Consider the following 19,019-nt stretch of genomic DNA (forward strand, 5'->3'; position numbering starts at 1 on the left):
AGTTGTGACCGGTGATACAGCAGCGGTCTGGAGCCGGGCGCTCCACCAACAACATGGCCGGCCTCGTACCGATGGCGACCGGGCCCTGCATGACCTGCTGGTCCTGGACAACCTGGCGCAAAGCAGCGGCCTGGTCCAGGCAGTTCGGACACTGAAAGCGTGGGAACTGGCAAGTGCGGTGGCGGGGTACCGCTGGTTTGGCCTGAACCGGCTGGCCGATGGCATCGAGTCCGTTGCCGCCGAAGCGGCAACCATAAAGTTCTACACCCCGGAGTCGCACCATCAGCAGACCCTGCTGGAAGAGCGGGCGGTGTCCCTCTTCTTCGGCATCGAAGGCAGTGATCTGCTGGAGGATGCTGTCGAAGCCTGTGTCGCCGAGCGTCCCGAAGCGTTTGCCGGAACCGGTCGCGCCACTTAACGCGTGCGTACGACGGTCATCCCGGCCCGTTATCCGGCCAGCCTCTGATCCTGGCAGGAGTAGGAGACCCGGGCCCGATTGCCCCTGACTGTCATATGCGCCGTTGCTCAGCGGTCCAGCACCGCTGGTATCTGAACGAGAATGTAGCCGCAGGATAACCGGACCCGGCATCGCCAGCGGGGGCGGAAGACGAAACCGGGCCCGGAGCGTGACCATTCATCCATCTGGGAGTGTCAGCAACCACCTTCGGCCATACCAAGAGGATCGCGGAACACTATTGTAAAAACGTCGGCCCCCACATCGGGGAAAAGTCAATCTCCTTACTGTGGTGGTCTCCTTGCACGCGTCGCATCAGACCGGACCAGAGCCCGGATGCATCACTCTGCAAGTCAGCCCCTGGAATCCGCGCCTCACAATGGGCCGAGTTCGAGCCGACGTATGCGCCGCCGTTATCGGCATTTGCGCCTGTTGCGTGACAAGGCGATGAGTTGAAGGGGTGACGGATTTATCGTTCCTTGCATACGCATGTACTACCGTCTGAGCGCAGCGGCCATTCTTTCCCCCCAAGAGACCTGGCCGCAAAGCGGGCGTTCTTCCCGTGATACCCCCATCGCATTGCCCGCCGCGCCAGGCCCCCGCTCCGAGACTGGCAGGGGCCTTCCTCTTGGTCCTCACATCGGCGCAGAGCAAGTGCTGCTAGAACCTGGGGAGCTAACGTATGCGCCCGTTATCGGCCATCCCGCCGCAACTCAATCGGGGCGCACCCCGGTAAGGCAGAACGGGTGCCCGACGGGGTCCAGCAGCACGCGCCACTGCTCGGGGGCCGGCTGGTGCTCAGCCAGGGTGGCTCCCAACGCGACCGCAGCTTCGGTTGCGACATCCAGTTCCTCCACGGCGACGTCGAGATGAAGCTGCTGGTGTTGAGGTCCATCTGGCCAGGACGGCGGAACATAGTGGTCAACGCGGCATCAGGGTGAGCATGGGGCCTGCTCCTGCGAGGGCAATGACTCCGCGGTCTGGGGTGGCGAAGGCCTCCTCGAGCCCCAGAAGACCGGAATAGAAGGGGGCCTGATGCGGTATGGCCGGAAGCAGCCAGGAAAGGCGGCACCGCGTCCCGCCTAAATCTTGCCCCATGGGACTAAGGCCGGCGCGTTGGGTGACGTGATGGAGACCCGCGCTCATGACGTTGCGGGCGGGCGAGGAGTCCAATTTGCCGTGAACTCTCCCCGCCTTCAGCGTCGTCGCGAGAGGAGGGCGACTGCCCCGTCCCAGTCGTCAACGACAAGGCCGGACAGGATGATCTTTTCGTCGGCCTCGGAACGGTCGAAACCCACGGTTGCGGCTGCTGTCGTGGCCGCTGCGAGCCCCTCTGGCCGTCCGTGGTCCACTATGCACTCGAATTCGCTAGGCCTGGTTCCTCGGGCGTGCCGGACTATTGTCCGGAATGCGCTCTTGATCCCCATTTGATTCCCCCCAGGAAACTGCCACGCGATCCGCGGCAGAAACCCAAGTAAAACGCTTATCCTCCGGACTGTCAATGAGCCCCACCTTCAAGCTCGGGATGGTCTTCCTTACCCCGCCCTCCTTCGTCTGTCGGATCCCATCGCTGCCTGGATTCAGTTACCGGCTGAGTAATCGAGGCCGCGTCCGCAGCCGATTCTCCATCTGCTCTTATTTATCCATCACATACAAAGAGCCAGTTTCCACTGCCGCCCACACCTGAATCGAACGAGATGACAGTACGGAACAACGACTCCCACGTCATATGCGCCGTTATGGCACCCGTGACGTTGGGTGGGAGGCGCTGGTTGCCGCTGCGGTGGTTCATGATTGCGTGCATACGCATGTAATATCGTCTGAGCGCAGCGGCCACACTTCCCCCAAGACACCGGCCGCGAAGCGGGCGTCTTCCCGTGATCCCCCATCGCATTGCCCGCCGCGCCAGGCCCCCGCTCCGAGACTGGCGGGGGCCTTCTTCCTACATAGGCGCTGTTATCGGGGTTCGTTCCAGGGACCTTGTGAACCTAGCGGAGAAGGCCTGCGCTGGAGCGGAATCCTAGTTAGGCCTGGCAGGAGGAGCCTCTGGGAATCGTTTGCCCTCTGCGGCGGTACGCAGCCGGACCGAATGCCAGGACCGTGGGCCTCCGCCATTCCAAGGGTGTCCATTCACTTGGGGTCTTGCTGGCAAGGTGTAACACTGAACGCATGCAACCAGACCGTGGGCCTACGTTCGCTGGCATCAACGTAGGCCGGCCGGCCGCCGGTGCCCTCATTGATGCCGGCTACTCCTCCATATCCGACCTACCCGAGGATCTGGAGGAGCTTAAGCGTCTTCACGGCATCGGTCCGAAGGCCATCCGGCTGCTCAGAACAGCCCGGGAGCAAGGAAGCTAAGACCGCCGGCTCGAGACGGCAGCTAGCGATGACCGCCAGACACAGGCCGAGTCACGACATATGCGCCGTTATCGGCGAATGGATCGACCGATCGCTGCTGATCGGGCTTGTCAAGGCTTTTGGGCTCCCACCACCACTCTGACCGAATAACGGGCGTTCCAACTACCGTCCACGAGGGGCTCAGTTATCATGGCGTCCATTCGTAATGCCTGTTGGCTAGAATGTGGGCGCTTGTTTTTTGAGTCAGTTTTCGGAGCCCGTATGCGTTTAGAACCTCGCGGGGCAACGCGTCCTCTGGTACGCCTTGGGCGGCCAACCGATCCAGTAATGCCGACAGCTCGGATTCAGGCACGTCGAAGATAGTCCGGGGACCAAGTTCACGCAGTTTCACTGGTTCCTGGTCGGGCAGGTAGAGCGTCGACTTGACGATTCCCGGGACGCCATCGCTGATCCGACTGATTGATCGGGCTCGGAGAGCACGGCTGACAGCCTGATTGAAAAGCCTCTGGCTTTCTTTGCCTACCCGCTGACCTCCGGACGCCTGGACATACCGTAGATACGCCTGGCGAGCGATAATCGGCCCTTCTGCCTGAATGATGTCGATCAGTCCGAATTGAACGGAGGAAAGGTTTGTTGCAGAAACGGCAGAGAGCGGTCTGGGCTGCCAGTAGTCGTAGGGCACTAATTTGAGGTAGCTTCGGGCAGCAAGCCGCAGGTCCGGCTGGTCGTTTTCTCCGTTGGCTTCTGCCAGATCTTCCTCGATGTCGGCAGATTCGGGCACATCTTCTACTTTGGTTAGTGAAGGTGGATACATTGCATTACCGCTGGAAGCCTTGTGGGCTTCTTCCAGATTTGCAATGTGGTTAGCAAGCGGTTCGGAGCCGTTGCTGGGGGCAGAAGCCGGAATATGTGCGGCTGGCTCTGGCTGCTTGTCATTTTGGCGATCCTCGGATTCGAGGGGCAGCTGCTGTATGGATGAGGAGGGCAGAGCGCCCCGGGGGAATGTTGCGGCCGAGCCGCTGCCGGGCAGTTCGGTGTCGTCCTCAGTTGCATCATCATCATCGCCGTCGGTGTCCACTTGGGTTATGACTTCCCGGACAATCGGTCCACGGGGGGACAGCATCCACTCGTCACCTGTAGGGATTGCCAAGGTGTCCAGATGTTCCCAGACGGACTGCATAGCGGCCTCCGGGTCACGGTAGTAGGCGGAGCCTCGGATGCGTTCGAAGGTCCAACCGGCGCGTTCGAGGACTTCCTGTCGGGAACGGTCCTTATGCCAGACATCCGGCCCATGCCACCTGTCGCCGTCGCACTCGATGGCAAGGCGTCCGTCCGGTCCGGAGACGACAATATCGATCCGGTAGCGGCCAACCACGTGCTGTACCTCAATGGCTCTGTATCCGCGGTTCAGCAGCTGCCGGACAATCTGCCGTTCGAACTCGGAGTCGCATGCTTCGAGCAGATCCCTCCTGCGCGCTTCGGTCGCTCCTGCTGTCGAACAGTGCCGGATGAGGGCCGCACGGAGATCCCCGTTAGGCAGCAGGTCGGGATCAACAGAGGAGACAACCCATAGCTGGTTCTTCGCTCTCGAGGCCGCCACGTTGATCCGCCGCTGGTCCCGGACGCTGGTCATGGCACCAAAACGTGTCTTAGGCAGTGACGGATCGTGGGCCACAACGGTTGTAATGACGATGACGTCCCGCTCGTCGCCTTGGAAATTGGCGGCCTCACCACAGCGGATCCGGCGGGCTTCCATCTCTTCAGGGCCGAGCCGTTCGTAAAGTTTTTCCCAGACCAGTTTTGACTGGCTGGAACCGAGCAGGCTGACCACACCGAATGTCATGCCGTCATAGTCCGGGTCCTCGCACAGGTCGGCAATCAGATTAACGACCTGCTCAGCCTCAGGCTCGTTAATATCGCCCCGTCGGTACCCGTCGCGGACTCTCAGCAGCCCAAGGGCGCTCCATCCCTGCCGCGGAGGCTGGTCGCGCAGAGGAATAATGTTGCCGTTGTAGGAGTGCTGATTGGAAAATTCGATGATTTCCGGCAGGCACCGGAAATGCTCCGTCAGCATGACCGGTACTGCGAATTTCTGGACGGCCAGGTCGTACAGGCTGTTGTCCGGGTCGAACAGCGTTCGGTAATTCGGCACCTTGGCGAGGTAGCCATCCATGATGTCGAAGACTTGCTGGCGGTCGAGGCCGACATTCTCCGGGCTCGTCTGCTTATCGTCGCCGACCACGATGGCGGTCTTCGACAGCGAGAGCAGCGGCAACGCTTCGAAACCGATTTGGGAAGCCTCGTCGATGATCAGGACATCAAACGTGGGAACCAGTGCCGGCTGGAAACTTGTCAGGGCACGGGATGTCGTCATAATCCACGCCGGTACGGCGCTGCTGGATTCGTCCAGGGCACGCCGCATTTCGCCGATCCAGCGCTGGGCGAACTTGCCGCCGGTCTTTCCGTAGCGTTTTGTCGCCTGGACGTAGCTCTGCAGCGCCTGACGTTCTTTTGAGCCGAGATTATCGGCGAGCCGGCGCCATGCCATTTGGCTGACCAGGTCGGTGACAACCTTACGACGCTGGTGGGACAAGTCATCGATCCGGGACTGAAGCTGACCGGGGTCGGTCTTATTGGTAACTTCGCGAACCCACGATTCAAGCCGCCGGAATTCCCATGCGATCGGAAAGTCCTGCGGATCTCCGGCAGCTTTGCTGTCACTCAGAACTTTCGCCGTCCAGACCGGAGCTTCGGTCGACAAATTGGCTCTGAGTTCGAGAAGCCGTTTGGAGGTCTCTTTGGCCTCATGAAGACGTAGGCACTCCTTACGAAGTTCATCCCAGGAAGTGAAATTTTCGGCAGCCAGGGCGTCGGCCAGTTGCTGGAAGAGCGGCGAAACACCGGCATCGGTGGCTGTTGAACGCAAGTTGTTCTGCAGGGCGCTGAGCCGTTCAATGGCGCTGGAAACAGCGTGAAAGTGTAGCCCTTCAGAGAGATGGTTTGCCGCCGTCGCCAGGCTTGCCGAGTCGACGTAGTGCAGTCGGCTGTACCCCATCTGGTCAAGGGAAGTGATCAGCTTTTGAAGTGCGTCATGGTGCTGAAAAATCCGATCCAGTGTTGCCAGTTCGCCGGCGATATCATCCTCCGGCCGCGGTGACAGCTCCTGCGATGTGCCGGCAGGAGACTGGTTCCGCCACAGCGCGCGGATCCGATTGCGGATCAGTTCAAGGGACACGGCACGGATACACAGTGATATGTCATCGGCAGTAGCCGGCACTCGGTTATCGACGGTAAATAATTCGACCGTCTTCTTGGCTTGCCGTGCGAAAAATCCCAGCCTGCCGTTCGCGACGAGCAGGGAGTGGGCCTCTTGAAGCCGGTGGAGGAGCCCTTCATCAATGAGGGCAGGCAGGGCGAGCGTATGTGAGAGCAATGGGCCGCGCAGCGTATACGCTTCCTCGCGTAGCTGGGTAAGGCCGCGGTGATATGTACCCCATTCATGGGCGCGAAAGGCATCAGAGGCATGCTGAAGAACCGCTTCGTAGGGTGATTCTTCTATGCTCTGAAGCCAGTCAGCTGTCTGCGTTAGTTCAGACTTCAGAGCGGAAATCGCGCGAGGGTCCGCCGCCTCGAAAGTTTCCCAGTGCCCGAATGCAGACCGAACCTTACTTGCGCGACCCTGACCGGTTCGTATTTCGGCCACCAAAGACTGAAGTTCAGATCCTTGGGGGAGCTCGGCAGGCTCGGGCAGTGTCTGGACGGCGTGCTCGGCGGTCGCCAGACCTATCGATTCGAGAAGGGAAATGAGTTCATGAAGTTCCGCCGGTGTCAGCGGAGCAGGTACGGCAGGAGCAATGCGGTCCTCGATGTACCCGTATTTGCCTTGATTGAGCCGAAGCCATTCCGCGACCTGTTGCGGGGTTGGGTCCTGCCCTGCCTGCCAGCTCCCTTCGAAGACAACTGTTTCCGCTGCCCGGGCGTCGAGCATGTCATTGGTCGTGCTGGCAATGCCACGGTCTATGGCATCGAGTTCGGTACGGAGCCGCTGAATGTGTTCATCGGCATCATCCTTATCGAGGGTGCTGACATGTGCCTGAATGTTAGAAATTGACTTCTCAAGTTCTTTCCGGCTGTCTTCATCCGCTCCAAGAACAGAGACTGTGAGATCACGAATGCCTTCGGGCACCTTTTCAGCCAGCACCTTCAGCGCCTGTTCCTTCTCAGCGACCACGAGGACGCGTTTACCGTAGGCGACGAAGTGGCTGATCAGGTTGGCGATGGTGTGTGACTTTCCCGTTCCGGGAGGACCCTGCACGGTGACACCGGGATAGGTCTGTGCCAGCCGCAGAATGCGCTGCTGTTGTTCATTGGTGGCCAACGGCAGCATGAGAGGCTCAGAGGCGGCCGTGCTGCCCGAATTTGTGTCACTGGTTGACACAGCCGAGGAGTCGTTCGGAAGGGCAACGATGTCCTGCAGGGGTGCCGGAATGAGGCCCTCAGGGTCCAGATAGCTCCGGCGCATTTGTTCCAGGAACCCCTGCGAGTCCGCGACTTTGCGGCGCATGAACAAGGTCCAGGAGGCATCGGCCTGGAAGTGGGGCCCTGGCGTGGCCACATCGTCGACGACAACGGCATTGTCATCTATAAAGCGAGCCAGACGGGTAATGAGATCCTTAGCTTCCTCCTCCTCTGACCAGGGATCGAGCTCCAGTTCGTTCGATGCTGTCCGGGCGGCTGTAAAGGACGTTCGGTCATGGATATCAAGCCCGGCAAGATACATTGCCTCAATCTGGTGGGGACCTGCGACCCGTACAGAGATCTGCTGGGTGTCCGGGTTCAAGTCGATTTCAACAGGAAATGAAATCAGCGGATGATCAATGGAGTAGTCGTCTTTGATCCACCGACCACGGCCGAAGCCCCAGATGAGCTCCAGCGACTCCCGATCCAACATCAGACTTTCCCGTTGTTCGAAGAGCTGGCGGTGCAGATGTTTGACCGCAGCGCCCGCGGTCCACGTTTTACTCCACGGTTCCCACACGGTGTCGATCCAGGTTTTGGCCTGCTCAAGCAGGTTGGCGCGACGCTGACGTTCTTCTTCGGTGATTTTGAGGGTGGGGAAATCCTCTCCGGCGTCTTCAGAGGCCTGGGAATCCTCTTTCGGCCATGGCGGAACAATTGAAGGCCTATCATCGGCTTTTACCGGGAGTCCGGCGTTGATCAGCTGCTGTAGGGGAGCCGGGATTTTGGGTGCTGGCGGCAAGTCGATGAAGTCGACGGTCAGCCAGGCTGAGTCAGAGCGGGGCAGGCTAACGGCATGGTGTACAGGGAGTTCTGGCTCGGTCACTCGGAACATCGAGAACTGAGCGATGTTCCTGACGGGCTTGTTGCGTTGTGCATCGTAGGCCTGCAGAAAATCGATCAGCTCAAGCACGTGGTCCCGAACATTATCTGAACCGACGAAGCCGCTATCGGCCATCAGATCCCCCCCCCATAACCTGCTGCCTGACGACGTGTCCGGCGGCCTCTGTCCTTCACGGTGCTGAAAGCACTAACCCATACTAATGACTTATCTCAAAGGGAGCCCGGGCCTGATGCGGGATGAATGCTAGTCGCTACTGGAGGCCTTGGCGTCCGCTGCAGCAGAGCGAGGATAGGTACCATGTCGCCGTCTACCTCTAGCTGCCAGAATTCGAGGCCTGGGATGTTGTCGGCGCCGGCATGATGGGCGGCGGCATCCAGGGAAGCGAATTCGTGACCATCGATGATTGCGGCACCGTCCTCCGAGATTTCTGCCCGGATGCGGAGGGATTCATCCGCCGGGGTGAGGAAGTCTTCCGGTTTCAGGACTCCGGCCTCGATGAGGTCTGATACTTCGGCCGGTCCGGCAAAGCGGGAAGGAGTGACGACGGCGGGCTGCGGGGCAGTGATTGTGGCTGCTCGGCCTGTTTTAAGTTGCTCGTAGCCGGCACGGGTGACCTGAGCCATGAGAATCCGGCGTTCCTGCAGGAATTCGTCGAAACTCAGTGTTTCCCAGTCTTCCGGCAAGGCATGCCAGAACATTTGCCGGCCCAACTCACTGCCGCTGAAATCACGCTCCCGGATTAGGGCCGGCCAGTATTCGCTGGGGGCACGGTCGGAGATCCAGAGGTTGGTGCTCCAGTCGGTTGGGGCGAAATTGGCGACCTGATTGATCTTTTTCAGGTCTTTGATCCCGACCACTTTCTCCAGGTACTTGCGCGGGTAGAGGTGATGTCCCTCGGTGCCTTTCGGCGCAGGCAGAGACGGATCCATCCATTGCTGAACCTTGTTGTTCAGCATGAACATATCGGCATCCAGGATGTTCAGTGCTGCCAGATAGGTCTGGTACGCCGGGGATAACGCTGCGGAGGAGGTGATCAGGGTATCCGGCATTCGCAGAGTCCAGAAATCGTCCGAGAGTTCCGCCGCGATGATGGACTCCAGGGTCGAGACAAAGGCCGATTCATCACGGCTGTCCGGTGCAGTGAGGCGGTCCAGATCCTTTTGCAGCTGGGTCTCGGAACTGCCCGTGTACCGGCCGGAGAGCTGGGACATGAGCAGCCACCTGGCCATGAGGTTGCGTAGGACGGCCAAGTCGACGTTGAAGCGGGTTCGCCCGATGATCCACAGCGCGTAGCTGGAGAGGATGTTCATATCCGAGGTGATCATCTTGCGGGACTTGAAGCCGGCCACTGCAAGGCAGCGCATGAATTCGGTCCAGTGAAGTTCCTTGAGCACCAGGGGCAGGCCTGAACGCAGCTTGTTGAGTTCGACTTCCTGACGCTCGGCGTTGACGAAACCGGTGTGGCGGTCCTTGGCCTGTAGGGCGTTGTAGGCATCGCCCAGTTTGGCGCGATTCTGCCCGACGGCGACCAGCACACGCACCAGCTGGCCCGCGTCCACGGCCAGGTAGTTATTGACCGGGGTCCAGGCCACCGGCCGGTCGGCGATCTCGCTGGCCCGCTGCGGTGTCAGACGAGAGTCTCGGGCGAACGCTTCCAGCTGTTCTCGTCCTTCGGGCCAGAACACGCTTAGCCACGTGAGGATGAAATCGGCCGCCTTGAGGCTCACTCCTTCGGAGTTGATGCGCACGAAGATATCCGCAACCACCTTTTTGTCCGCCGAGGGCTGGATTTCCACGACGGTGAATTCGTAGCTGCGGAGCCGGTCCAATTTTCCGAGGCGGTCTTCAAGCAGCTCCTCGTGCTCCTCGTTGAGCTCTTCCTTGGCCTCTTCGTAGCGTTTTTTGAAGGCCTTTTTGATTTTGAACGGGTTGAGAAAGAACTCCGAGACGTTTGGGATCCAGTCGGCAGAGTTCTCGATGGCCCTGTTGGTGACTTCGAACTTTTCGGTGAAGGGGTTGAACGCTATGACCATGCTGCGTGAGTTGTAATCGGCATCGCGGACCGGTGAGCCCTTGAATACCGCGTAGAGACTGGTCAAGCGCTGCTGGCCGTCAATGATTTGATGTGAACCGGCGCGGTTCGTTGCCCCGGAAATGGCACGTGACGTGTCCTCCTGGGAGACATTCCAGAACATGAGCTCGCCCACCGGGTATCCGCGATACATCGAGTCGAGCAGGTCACGGATTTTTGCCTTCGGCCACACAAAGGGGCGCTGCAAGTCGGGCAGCTGAATAACTCCGCTGTGGACATTGTCCACCAGGCTCTGGACGTTCCAACCGACGGGTTTAAAAAGAGTGCTCACGCAGCGCCTCCTGTGCGGTGAACGTCGGCTTGTGCCGGTGCGTTTTGCGCGACAAAAAGTGGGTTTCCAGAGTCTAAATTCAAGGGTCCGCCTGAGGCGACGCCACTATCGGGCTTATTAGCTGGCATGTACCCCACGTCCTTCTGCAAACCGTGGTGCCATGGACTCCATCTGTTCCATGACCAGCTTGATGGCGGCGGGCTGCTTGTCCGGCGGGTACCCGAACCTGACCAGCAGCCGTTTAATGGAGGACCGCAGCTTCGCCCGTACATCGTCCCGCACGGTCCAATCGGTCCGTACATCCCGGCGCATGACGGAGACCAGTTCCCGGGCAATGTCGGCGAGCACGCCTTCGCCCTGGACCTCGACCGCGGATTCGTTCTGGGCCACGGCATCGTAGAACGCCAACTCGTCGTTGTTCAGAGGAGGCGAGAAGTGTTCACCACGGTTGCCCTCGGCTGCCACTTCCTTGGCCAGCTCTACCAGTTCGGCAATGACCTCGGCCGAGGTTAGCTGCTGGTTTGTGTACTTGTTCATCAGCTCGGTAATCCGATCCGAGAACGCCCGCTGACGTACCAGGTTGTTCCGGGTCGTTTTCGCTGATTCATCGGTGATCAGCTTCCGTAGGGCCTCGATCGCCAGCTGAGAGTTGCGGGCCTGCTTCGTCTTAGCGATGAACTCTGGTGTGAGGTCGTCCAGCGAAGGTTTGGGCATGCCGGCGGCGTTGTAGATGTCCAGGACCTCGCCGGTTTCCGTGGCGGTGGCGATCAACTCGTTGAGCATCCGTTGGATCTCGGCAGGAATGGGCTCGCCGCGTGACTGCCGCTCGTCGGCGTCGAACTTGGCCATCCAGACCCGGATCTCCTCGTATACCTGGATCTCCGGCCGCAATTCGGCCAGTGTCTCGGATCCGGAGGATAGGGCCCAGGCCCGTGACAGTTGGCCGGAGAACCGCCGATACTTTGAGGCCACGGTCTCCTCCCCGTCAGAGGATGGTTGGTTGCCGGGGGTGGCGGGGTTCCGCAGGTAGTTGACCGCTCCGGTGACCGCGTTGAGGAAGCCCTTGGGTCCGCCCTTCAGCCAGACCGATTTCCAGTCGTATCCGGCCAACAGCCCGCGCAGCGTCTCCACCAGGGTGACCGTCAACGCCACTGCTTCGTCGATGTTCTTGCCGACGGGCTTCTTTTCTTGGTCGGTGCGGGTGTATTCTTCCAGCGCCTTGGCAAGGTTCTCTGCCAGCGGTGCATAGGCGACCAGCAAGCCGTCTTCCTTGCCGCGGAAGGTGCGGTTCACCCGGGCCAAGGTCTGCATCAGCAGTGCACCCTTCAGCGGCCGGTCCAGATACAGAGTGTGTAGGGGAGGGGAGTCGTATCCCGTGAGCATCATGTCCTTGACAATCACGATCTCCAGCTCATCGTTGACGTCCTTGAGCCGCTCCTTGATCACCGCATTCTGGGAATCCCGTCTCACATGGTCGGACACCGGCGGTACATCGGAGGCGGTGCCGGAATAGACGACCTTGATTTTGCCCTTGTCCAGCTGGTCCGAGTGCCAGCCCGGACGCAGCGCCGTGATGGCCGTGTACAGGTTGGCGCAGATCTCCCGGGTGCCGCCCACAATCAGTGCCTTGCCGGGTGCCTCGATGAACTTGCACATCTGCTCCCTGCGGTTCTCCCAGTGGGTCACCAGGTCCTCGGCCAGGGCCGCAATGCGCTTCGGTGCTCCGTAGACGGCATTGACGACGGCGACGCTCCTCTCGATGCGCGCCCGTTCCGTTTCGTCCAGCCCGACCGTGGCTTCGTCCGCGGCTTCGTCGATGACCTCCTGGGTTACGTCTTCCGCCAACCCGACCTTGATCAGCCGCGGCTCGAAATAGACAGGCACGGTGGCCCCGTCTTCCACGGCCCGGGAGAGGTCGTAGATGTCTATATAGTCACCGAATACCTCGCGGGTGTTGCGGTCATCGAAAGAGATCGGAGTGCCGGTGAACGCGATCAGGGTGGTGTGCGGCAGCGCGTCGCGCAGGTGCCGGGCGTAGCCGTCCAGGTCGTCGTAGTGGCTGCGGTGCGCCTCATCGACCACCACGATGATGTTCCGTCGCTCGGACAGCAACGGATGGTCAAAGCCCGCGTCCTTCTCGTCCTTGCTGCGGCCGAACTTCTGCAATGTGGTGAAGTATATGCCGCCAGTGGTCCGGTTGCTCAGCTCCTCCCGCAGCTGGGAACGCTTGCGGATCTGCTTCGGGTCCTCCGGCAGCAGCAGGCTGCGCGCGAACGTCTCGTACAGCTGTCCGTCCAGCTCGTTGCGGTCAGTGATCACCACCAGGGTGGGATTCTTCAGCTTTGGGTGCCGGCTGACAAGGTTGGCGTAAAGCTCCATCTCCATGGACTTCCCCGAGCCCTGGGTATGCCAGACGACGCCGGCCTTGCCGTTGCTCTCCACCGCCTGGACCGTGCTGCCGACCGCCTTGGTGACCGCGAAGTACTGGTGCGGCTTGGCGATCCGCTTGGCCAGCCCGCCGGAGCCCTGGTCGAAGGCCGTGAAGTTTCGCAGCAGCTGCAGGAACCGCTCCTGGTTGTACAGACCCAGCAACGCGGTCTCCAAACCCGTGGTGGGCTCACCGTCCTGCAGATCGCCTGGGCGAACGACGGTGCCGTCGTCGTCGACATTCCACGGCGAGAAATGGTTCAGCGGTGTGAACGGCGTGCCGTACTTAGCGAGAATCCCGTCCGAGGCCAGCGTGAGCACGCAAAAGCGGAAAGCCATGGGGAACTCGCGCAGGTAGGTCTGCAGCTGGGCGTGTGCGGCGGCAACGTCCGCCGCCGCACTGCCGGCCTTCTTGAGCTCGACGATGCTAACCGGCATACCGTTGCAGTAGAGCACGATGTCGAACCGGCGCCGGTAATCGCCTTGGACGATGGTCACTTGGTTGACGACCAGCCAGTCATTCTCGTCCGGATCCGCGCTGATCAGGCGGATGGTCGGATTTGACTCCGTGCCGTCCGAGTCGATGTAGGTTAGTCGGAATCCGTCCACTAGGTAGTGGTGAATTCGGTGGTTCTCAGTGACCGCATCATTAGATTTGGGCTGGGTGATCTCCGCCAAAGCCTGCTTCAGATACTGCGCCGGGACCGTGGGATTCAGCTTCTGCAGTGCCTCGAGCAGGCGTTGGCGGAGCAACAGCTCATCCCATGACTCCCGCATACCGGAACCCGGGGCGATGGCATCACCGGATGCCCGCTTCCACCCAAGAGGCTCGGCCAACTGGTCCAGGGCCAGGCCCTCCCACTCAGCCTCCGTGAAGCTCGTGACTGTCTGTGTCATTGCTGATGTCCTCCCCAGGGACTGAGTTCTGTTCTATGCACACTACTGCTGCATGGCTGCGCGCTTTCAAAGTTGTGAATCCACAACCTCGATGCTGTACCAAATTCCAGCAACCTGTGTTGCAGAAAGTGGCCAACTAACCAGAATCATGCGACGTCGTCGACCATTGTCTCCGCGTCCTTTACCCGTAGCTTGCCTGACATCAGTTTTGGAAGCAGCGCATCGCGGGTGGCATCCAGTCTCATGTTTTCCTCAGTAAGGGAGTGGATATGTTCTCTCATAGGAGCAGCGAGTGATTCGAACTCGTTTCTGGCCTCCACTGGGAGTAACGGAACTAGTGCATCGGCAAAACGATCCGCACGTACGGCAGGATATGCGCTTCCTTCAGCGACGTTTTCCAAGTATGCAGTGAACTGGGGAAGTCTGGTTATTTCGTATAGATAGGCGAATCCGACTTTGACCGGAGAAAGAACAGCCAATCCTGTTGAACCGACCAGTAACGGATCGTCGGAGAGGTTCAAGGCATGTGATCGCCGGTTGGGGCGCACCGTTGACCAGATTGTGTCACCCTTGCTCACCTTTCGGCGCGCACGAGAAGGCGCGTCATCCCAGGAAGAGATCTCGGGAAAGCTGTATGAGCCGACATCGACAGTAGATATGTCGATGTATCGCAGTAGGCCTCCGGGAACGGGTTTTTGCGTCTCTGCATTGACTCTCGCGATGGAACCTAAAGCCACTTCTTCGGAACCGTGCTGAGCTAATGTTGCAAACCTTGCTGCCAGAAGTTCATCGCTAATGCCTGCAAGCTTGGCGCTGGCGGCAATCTTCTCGTCGAGGGCCCCAAGTACTTCCGCAATCGCCCCCTGCTCGTGAATTGGTGGAACGGCTACGGGAACCCTAGCTATGTAATTTCGGTTCAGCATCGGCTGCACAGAACCGGAGTCAAAGCCAGCAAGATCGGTATTTTCGAATAGGTGATAGACCCAGCGCCGATTATTTCCCTTAAAGTCCTTCACGAACATTGTCGTGTTGTGGGGCCAAAAGTCGACATCAGACCATTTCGGCTTTCCGAGGTTCGTCGCCCTGCCGATGGTTACACCGGGCCCCTCAACTGGCCCTTCGTCGTGGAACCCACCTGTCTCACCGGACGTAAGTACGGGATAGGGCCCTGGGCGGCGGGCATGGTGCGGCAGGTCGAATCCCCGCTGGATTTCCACGACGTCCGCAAGGCATTTGGTTTGCCAGCCTTCAGGGATATTCACTGCATCCTTCCCAACTGCTCTCGCACAACCTTGGCCAGGCGCTCTGATTCCTCGAACTGCTCGAACAGCTCCTTGTTCAGCCGTGCGATCTTGTCTTCGATCGGCTCGCCGTCGTCCTGCGCTTCTGCGGTGCCGACGTACCGGCCGGGTGTCAGCGAGTAGTCCGCAGCCTTGATCTCCGCCAGGGAGGCCGAGTAGCAGAAGCCGGGTTCGTCGTCGTACTTCAGCCCGGAGTGCCCCGCGGAAGCGGTGCCGCGCCATACGTGGTAGGTGTTCGCGATCTTCGCGATGTCCTCGTCGGAGAGGGCACGTTCGGCGCGGTCGATCATGTGGCCCAGGTGCCGGGCGTCGATGAAGAGCACCTGACCGGTCCGGTCCACGGAACCGCGCGCTCCAACTCCCTTGTCATTGGCGAAGAACCAAGTACAGACGGGGATGCCGGTGCTGCGGAAGAGCTGGGTGGGCAGGGCCACCATGCAGGAGACCAGATCCGCCTCCACCAGCTGGGCACGGATTTCGCCTTCACCGCCGGAGTTGGAGGACATCGAGCCGTTGGCCATCACCACCCCGGCCGAACCGCCGGGGGCGAGCTTGGAGATGATGTGCTGGATCCAGGCGTAGTTAGCGTTGTTGGCCGGGGGCACGCCGTACTTCCAGCGCGGGTCGGACTCGGAGCGAGCCCAGTCCTTGATGTTGAAGGGCGGATTGGCCATGATGTAGTCCGCCTGCATGTCCGGATGCTGGTCCCGGGCGAAGGTGTCGCCCCAGCGGGAGGCCAGGTTGCCGTTGAGGCCGTGGATGGCCAAGTTCATCTTGGCCATGCGCCAGGTGCGCTCGTTGAGCTCCTGCCCGTACACGGAAATATCCGAGCCCTCCTTGTGGTGGGCCTCCAAGAACTTCTCGGTCTGCACAAACATGCCGCCGGAACCGCAGCACGGGTCGTAGACGCGACCGCTGGTCGGCTCCAGCACCTCCACCAGGACGCGAACGACGCCGGCGGGCGTGTAAAACTCCCCGCCCCGCTTGCCCTCGGCACGGGCGAACTTCTCCAGGAAGTATTCGTAGACCTCACCCAGCAAGTCGCGGGCCTTCTTAGCGCCCTCGCCGGTGAAGCGGGCGGAGTTGAAGAGATCCAGCAGCTCGCCCAGTCGGCGCTGGTCCACATTGTCCCGGTTGTACAGGCGGGGCAGGGTTGCCGCCAGCGACGGGTTGGCGGTCATGAGCGCGTCCATGGCCTCATCGACGAGCTGGCCGATCGACTTGGCCGGCTCGCCGCCGATGGCGGGCAGTCCCTTGGCGTTCTCGGCCAGGTAGACCCAGCGGGCGGAGGCGGGCACCCAGAAGACGCCGCGGCCGGTGTACTCGTCCACGTCGTCGATCAGCTGGGCGATCTGGTCCTCGTCCATCCCTTCGCCCGCCAGCTCGGCGTGGATCTGCTCGCGCCGCTCATCGAATGCGTCGGAGACGTACTTGAGGAACACCAGTCCCAGGATCACGTCCTTGTACTGGGACGCGTCCATGGAGCCGCGCAGCTTGTCCGCGGCCTTCCACAGGGTGTCCTTCAGTTCCTTCATGGTCGATGGCAGCGCATCCACCTTCTTCTTTGGAGGCATCAGCCGGTTCCTTTCATTGACACGATCTTCAGGCGGCTGCCGGTCGCGCCGTCCACGATCAGGGATTCAAGTTCGGTAAGTGCGTCCAGCCGGCGCCGGGCCTGCTCGCGCACTTCTCGTAGTTCATGCAGCGCCGCCTTTAACGGTGCTTGCGCGGTTTCGGGCAGGCGGCGGACGGGCCAGCGCTTCCACCGGCCGCCGTTGGATGGTGCAGCGTTGATGTCAGCGGCCAACACCTCGGCCAGCAGGCCGCCGGGATCGGTATCGCTGATCCGCAGCACCCGGACCGGAAAAGACACGACGGCGCCGCCCTTAGCGTCCACCCATGCTGCGGTCCGCTCCCCGGTACAGAACACGACGTCCCCGGGTTCGGTCCGGCGGGCGGCTGGATAGGTGGCGGCCAGCACCAGCTGGTCGATACGCCGGTCACCAGGCTCGGTCTGTCCGAGCAGTTCCGGGAGACCGAGGAGGCACACGCGTCCCGTTCCACGGCTCATCAGGAGTCTTTCATCTAAGCGGTTGCCCGGCAGGTATTTCAGGTTCCCGGCAGCGATCATCTCACCCACTGTGGACGGTGCGGGGTACACGTCCGAATTCGCAGCTTCTAGGTCCAGTTCCAGCCGTGTCGGTGCGGGTTCCTCATTGAGGGCGCCCACCAAGGCATCGATGCGTGCGGCGGCTTCGGAGCCGGACGCGGTGGCAGAAGGCGGTGTTGCCGTGTGCAGCAGGGATCCGCGGCCGGCCAGCAGGGTGCGGGTATAGACGAGCCGGGCGAAGCGGAACGAGTGCGCCCGCAAAACCGCGCGGCTACCCATGGAGGCGGCGAGGTCGCTGATCACGTCCTCGCGGACGTCCGCGGTCAGGTCCTGTCCAGACAGGTCCGCAACCATGGTCCAGCGCTCGGCGATGTCCACGTCCCGCTGCGACGGTCCCAGCACCCACAAAGCCTGGGCCTGCCGGGGCTTCATTTTCAGCAGCCCCTGCGGCAGCCGGACCGCGGCACGCAGGGTGCCCAGGCGCAGCAGGCCAGAGCGCAGATCATCGGCTTCCTGAGATGCCAGGGCATCGACCAGTACCCCGGCCGGGCCGATGATCACACCGCGCTGTTCATCGTTCATCTGCAGCATGATGTTCTCCACCGTGGTCAGGATCTGCACGGGGGACATGTCCCGGTGACCGGGCGGCGGGAACTGGGCCACATGCACCACCGGGCCGGTCAGGCCGAAACGTCCGGCCGCGTCCCCCTCCAGGTTCTTCCACTGCACTCCGTGGATCCGCAGCCTTCGCCGCAGCAGCCGGGAAACGTCGTCGTCGTTGGCTGTGGTCATGAAAGTCAGATGCGCGTCCTCGCCGGAGTACCGCACGATCTGCATAAGCAGGTCGCTGCCGCCAGCGGTGCCGTCAACGAACACCGGCACCTCCCGGTTCGGCTGGCTGGAACCCAGTTCGACGGCGGCGGCCGCCAACAGGTCGATCGCCTCTTGAGTGAATGCGGCGGCGGCCTGTTCCCGCTGGCCGTTGCGGAAGCGGTCCGCCATCAGCTTTTCGAACGCGGCCTCCGGGCTGTAGGCGGCATCGGCCAGCAGATCGGTGTAGGCGGCAATCCGGGGCAAGTCTTCTCCGAGAGCTTCGAGCTCAGAGTAGAGGAATCCGTCGTCCGGGTCGACGGCGTCCGCCTCATCCAGCAGATCGTCGGTGATCAGGCCGTGCAGCGGCCGGTCCAACAATCTGCGGAGCGTGAGCAGAGCCGTGATGCCGGCTACATGCCGACCCGGGTGCCGGCGGAAACCGTCTAGAGCCGCGAAGGCGGCAATGTCCTCGGCAGCGTTCGGGTTGTTTCCGCGGCCGGTGGCGGCCAGCCAGTCCAAGAGCTCGGCGGCATCGAAGAGTTCCAAAGCGTTTTCAACGTCGGCGGGGGCAGGGAAAGGCGCGGCGGTGTCGCGGCTTCGGGTTCGCCACATGGACACGACCGGGCGCTGGACCCGGGTGAGCAGGGCGATGTCGGTAAGGGTGAGGCGCAGCTGAACGCGCGCTTGTGTCTGCACTGATCCCCCTTCCGCGCGTCGTCCATTCTCGCATTTCCCTGGGTGGTAACGGAGCCAGCCTAACTGTGAGCCGCAACGCTTCCGTTGCAATTTGCTGATAAGGGGGGTTATCGGGATATTTCGGAAAGTCTCACCGAACGGTTTGTATTGTCGTTCCTGCCCGGGCGGTTGAAGGGGGAGCAATCGTCCGGGCTCTTACACGGTGAACCGATCCACCACTTTTTGTCAGGACCAGTCG

General features: G+C 61.1%; 8 protein-coding genes. 1 reads left to right on the forward strand and 7 read right to left on the reverse strand.

Translation table 11 applies throughout. The annotated features are described in order from the left end of the window. Nucleotides 1-4: 4 nt before the first annotated feature. The gene (locus AHIS1636_RS15975) at nt 5-418 is read left to right on the forward strand and encodes a hypothetical protein (RefSeq protein WP_264796836.1); all 414 of its coding nucleotides are present in this window, start codon (nt 5-7) and stop codon (nt 416-418) included. Between the two features lie 749 nt (nt 419-1,167). Here the strand turns inward: AHIS1636_RS15975 and AHIS1636_RS15980 are convergent. The 7 genes from AHIS1636_RS15980 to AHIS1636_RS16010 all read right to left on the reverse strand — a co-directional run bounded on the left by AHIS1636_RS15980 (nt 1,168) and on the right by AHIS1636_RS16010 (nt 18,781). Further along, a complete protein-coding gene (locus tag AHIS1636_RS15980) occupies nt 1,168-1,311 on the reverse strand; it encodes a VOC family protein (protein ID WP_264796837.1) in 144 nt (47 codons plus the stop codon). A gap of 1,688 nt (nt 1,312-2,999) precedes the next feature. After that, complete coding sequence (locus tag AHIS1636_RS15985) at nt 3,000-8,288, reverse strand: PDDEXK-like endonuclease domain-containing protein (RefSeq protein WP_264796838.1); 5,289 nt, start codon at nt 8,286-8,288, stop codon at nt 3,000-3,002. Between the two features lie 95 nt (nt 8,289-8,383). Further along, the gene (locus AHIS1636_RS15990) at nt 8,384-10,537 is read right to left on the reverse strand and encodes a GmrSD restriction endonuclease domain-containing protein (protein WP_264796839.1); all 2,154 of its coding nucleotides are present in this window, start codon (nt 10,535-10,537) and stop codon (nt 8,384-8,386) included. A gap of 117 nt (nt 10,538-10,654) precedes the next feature. Beyond that, nucleotides 10,655-13,861, reverse strand: a complete 3,207-nt coding sequence (locus AHIS1636_RS15995; RefSeq protein WP_264796840.1) for a type I restriction endonuclease subunit R — start codon at nt 13,859-13,861, stop codon at nt 10,655-10,657. Between the two features lie 146 nt (nt 13,862-14,007). Beyond that, on the reverse strand, nt 14,008-15,123 hold the full coding sequence (locus AHIS1636_RS16000) for a restriction endonuclease subunit S (protein WP_264796841.1): 1,116 nt from the start codon (nt 15,121-15,123) through the stop codon (nt 14,008-14,010). Continuing rightward, nucleotides 15,120-16,736: a class I SAM-dependent DNA methyltransferase gene (locus AHIS1636_RS16005; RefSeq protein WP_264796842.1), complete on the reverse strand. Its 1,617-nt coding sequence runs from the start codon at nt 16,734-16,736 to the stop codon at nt 15,120-15,122. Before AHIS1636_RS16005 ends, AHIS1636_RS16000 begins: the two co-directional genes overlap by 4 nt. Continuing rightward, nucleotides 16,736-18,781 (reverse strand): hypothetical protein, encoded by a 2,046-nt coding sequence (locus AHIS1636_RS16010; protein ID WP_264796843.1) that lies wholly within the window; start codon nt 18,779-18,781, stop codon nt 16,736-16,738. The genes AHIS1636_RS16005 and AHIS1636_RS16010 overlap by 1 nt, the downstream gene beginning before the upstream one ends. Between the last annotated feature and the right edge of the window lie 238 nt (nt 18,782-19,019).

Origin of the sequence: Arthrobacter mangrovi, assembly GCF_026011795.1 — a bacterium.
Lineage (GTDB): Bacteria > Actinomycetota > Actinomycetes > Actinomycetales > Micrococcaceae > Crystallibacter > Crystallibacter mangrovi.

Excerpts from the sequence above, each read along its gene's own strand:
- AHIS1636_RS15985 (WP_264796838.1), bottom strand. The coding sequence starts at position 8,288 with ATGGCCGATAGCGGCTTCGTCGGTTCAGATAATGTTCGGGACCACGTG.
- AHIS1636_RS15995 (WP_264796840.1), bottom strand. The coding sequence starts at position 13,861 with ATGACACAGACAGTCACGAGCTTCACGGAGGCTGAGTGGGAGGGCCTG.
- AHIS1636_RS16005 (WP_264796842.1), bottom strand. The coding sequence starts at position 16,736 with ATGCCTCCAAAGAAGAAGGTGGATGCGCTGCCATCGACCATGAAGGAA.